Annotated in this window: 1 protein-coding gene and 1 pseudogene; one reads left to right on the top strand and one right to left on the bottom strand. The window is 56.0% G+C overall.

The features are described from left to right. Positions 1 to 260, top strand: a pseudogene (locus ACNKID_RS10985) (molybdopterin-binding protein); the annotation flags it as partial. 626 nt (positions 261 to 886) lie between these two features. On the opposite strand, the gene ACNKID_RS10980 reads toward ACNKID_RS10985, so the two are convergent. Continuing rightward, positions 887 to 2,740 (bottom strand): SulP family inorganic anion transporter, encoded by a 1,854-nt coding sequence (locus ACNKID_RS10980; protein WP_417913473.1) that lies wholly within the window; start codon positions 2,738 to 2,740, stop codon positions 887 to 889. Positions 2,741 to 2,858: the final 118 nt, after the last annotated feature.

Raw genomic sequence — 2,858 nt, 5'->3', positions numbered from 1 at the left:
AGGCCGGGGCTGAAGATATTGTTTACGGCACGCCGGTGCTGCCCGGCGCGATGTTTCTTTGCGCTCGGATCGGCCAGGCGGCGGTGCTCGGCTTGCCTGCCTGCGGCATGTTCCACAAGATCACGGTCTTTGATCTGATCCTGCCGCGCATTCTTGCCGGAGAACGCCTCAGCCGTGCAGACTTCGCAGCCATGGGCCACGGCGGTCTCTGCCGCAATTGCGCTGTCTGCCATTACCCGATCTGCAATTTCGGCAAATAAATTACCCCGCCGCCGCCCCAAGGGGGCGGCGGGGTAATTTATTTGAGAGGGGACGATATTCAGAAAACGCCTGATCAACGGATTTAACCCACTACCTAATAGTTCTATAGCTGAAGCAGTATACAGTTATGCGAAATATACCATTAGCGTTCGCTCAGAGTGCTTGCGCCAACAAACACTCTGAGCGGAATTGAAGCCTGAACCTGCCGCAGGATGCGCTTTCAAGTTATATTGCTCCAGCCATATTTAATAGAATAGAGCATTTTGTGTGAGAAAAGCAAGAGAAAATGGTCTGATCTGAAAATTGGAAGATACAAGCAGCTCTGTCCTGCCCATCAAATGCATGCATTCGTGCGCAGGGGCACCGCAAGGACGAAAAATCTTTCGCCCACGTGATGCCAGCGGGGCATGTGCGGCTCCGTGTTTGAAAAGAGGTGCTACAGCAGATGGGTGTCCTGCGGCAGCTCCCAAAATCCTGAACGTTTGAAAGTCATGAGCATGACCTTCAGATAGTCATGCACATGACCTTCGGACAGTCATGAGCATGGGATTCGGCAGGCCGCGCTTCCGTAAGCATTTTCCGCAGTGCCCGTCAAGCGGCGGCGCATGGCGGGGCTTGGCTGGAATTACGCCTGCCCGGCCAGCGGATGCGGGAGAATCATGCCGACATCAGGAGTCAGCCCTCGCCCGCTGCTGTCCTGCTGCTTGGGCCGAGTGAAGACGGCCTTACTCAGCTCTGCGCCTGCGGGCAGCTGCTGGCATTCCCGGAAGACTAATGCCTTGCAGCCGCCGCACTTATGCGGATCAAGGTTCTTGTGGATGGCGGTAATGGCTTTGCTTTTCTCGTCAAAGAAGTTGCCGCTGCCGATCTTCTTGATGAAGCCTGACTTCGCCGCTGTTTCATAAACCGCAGGCTTCATGTCCACAAAGTAGAGGCCGCCGTTGAGCTTTTTCAAACGGCTGTGCTCTGCCGCCAAGGCCTCCGCGCCAGCCAGATCAATCATATTGATGCCTGTGGCGATGATCAAGATATTGTGAATGCCCTCTTTGTCGGAAATCTCGGCAATGCGGTTCTGAATGCGGGTGATGGAGCCGAAGTAAACTGAACGGTCAATGCGGATGATTTTCAGCTGCGGGCATTCGCGCAGCGGCTTCTGGTCAAGGGTGACAAACTTCCTGTTGTTCTCGTCAGAAGCGTCAATGGACAAGGCAGGAATCTCCGGGATGGACGTTTTTGCCAAAAACAGCACCAGCGAGAGCAGCACGCCAAGATAAATGGCGAACTCCAGCTCTAGGAACAGGGTGGCGAAGAAGGTGGTCATCAGTATTGCGGATTCGGACTTGCTGAACTCCAGCACATGCTTGATATGATGAAAATCAATCAGGTTGTAGGCGACCAAGAGGATGACTCCGCCCATCGCGGCGATAGGCAGATATTTCGCCAGCGGGGCGATCAAGAGGATGATGCCAGCCAAGGCGACAGCGGCGAAGACGGCGGACAGCGGCGTTTTTGCGCCTGCCTCATAGTTGATGCCGGAGCGTGTGAAGGAACCGGAGCCTGCGTAGCTGGAGAAAAAGCTGCCGACTAGATTTGACATGCCTTGGCCGATGAATTCCTGATTGGCGTTAATGCGCTGGCCAGATTTGGTGGCCACAGCCCGGCTGATGGACACCGCTTCGATCAGGCCAAGCAGGGCGACAGCGAAGGCTTGCGCAGCAAGGGATTTGATGGTTGCCAGCGAGAGGTCAGGCATGGAGAGCGGCGGCAGCTGGGCCGGAATCTCGCCGACAAACTTGATGCCCTCGGCAAAGGTGCTGAGATACACGGCCAAGACGCTGCCGACAATCAGACCGACCAGCAGGTTCGGTGCCTTCCGCATGAATTTTTTCACCGCAACAGACACCGCCAGCGTGACAGCGGCGATGATCAGCAGATAGATGTTCAGCTGGCCGATGCCATGAATCAGCGCGGCCCAAGTGTGCAGGAATTCTGAGCCGCTCTTGATCGGAATGCCGGTGATGTGCTTGAGCTGGCTGGTGGCGATGAGCACTGCGGCTCCGGCGGTGAAGCCGATCACCACGGTGTGCGAAACAAAATTAACCAGCACGCCGAGCCGCGCCAGCCCAAAAGCAAGCTGATAGACTCCGGCAAGGAAGGTCAGCGTCAGGGCAAGAGAGATAAATTCGGGCGAGCCTGGGGTTGCGTACTGGCTGATGGCCGAGAAGACGACAATGGAGATGGCTGTGGTCGGCCCGGAGATCAGGTGAAAGGAAGAGCCGAAGAGCGCGGCAATGATCGGGGTGATCATCGCTGTGTAGAGACCGTATTCCGGCGGCATTCCGGCAATGGTGGCAAAGGCCACGCCCTGCGGCAGCACGATCACAGCGCCGGTCAGCCCAGCGAAGATGTCCGCCTTGAGGCTCTCCTTGCTGATCAGCTTGAACCACGAGAGAAAAGGAAACAACGCTTGCAGCTTCATAAACAACACCCTCCAATAAGAGAAATATGACGAATGGCCTGTCCTGCGGCCAGTCTTGCGCAATAGAGCCGGAGCATCATAAAATGACTTAAGTGCCCTTCCGGGCACAGCAAGGAAG

The sequence above is a fragment of the Candidatus Electronema sp. TJ genome, assembly GCF_048287355.1.
Classification (GTDB): domain Bacteria; phylum Desulfobacterota; class Desulfobulbia; order Desulfobulbales; family Desulfobulbaceae; genus Electronema.
This window is presented reverse-complemented; position numbering and strand designations above follow the sequence as displayed.

Coding starts and splice junctions, on each gene's coding strand:
- ACNKID_RS10980 (WP_417913473.1), bottom strand. CDS start 2,740: ATGAAGCTGCAAGCGTTGTTTCCTTTTCTCTCGTGGTTCAAGCTGATC.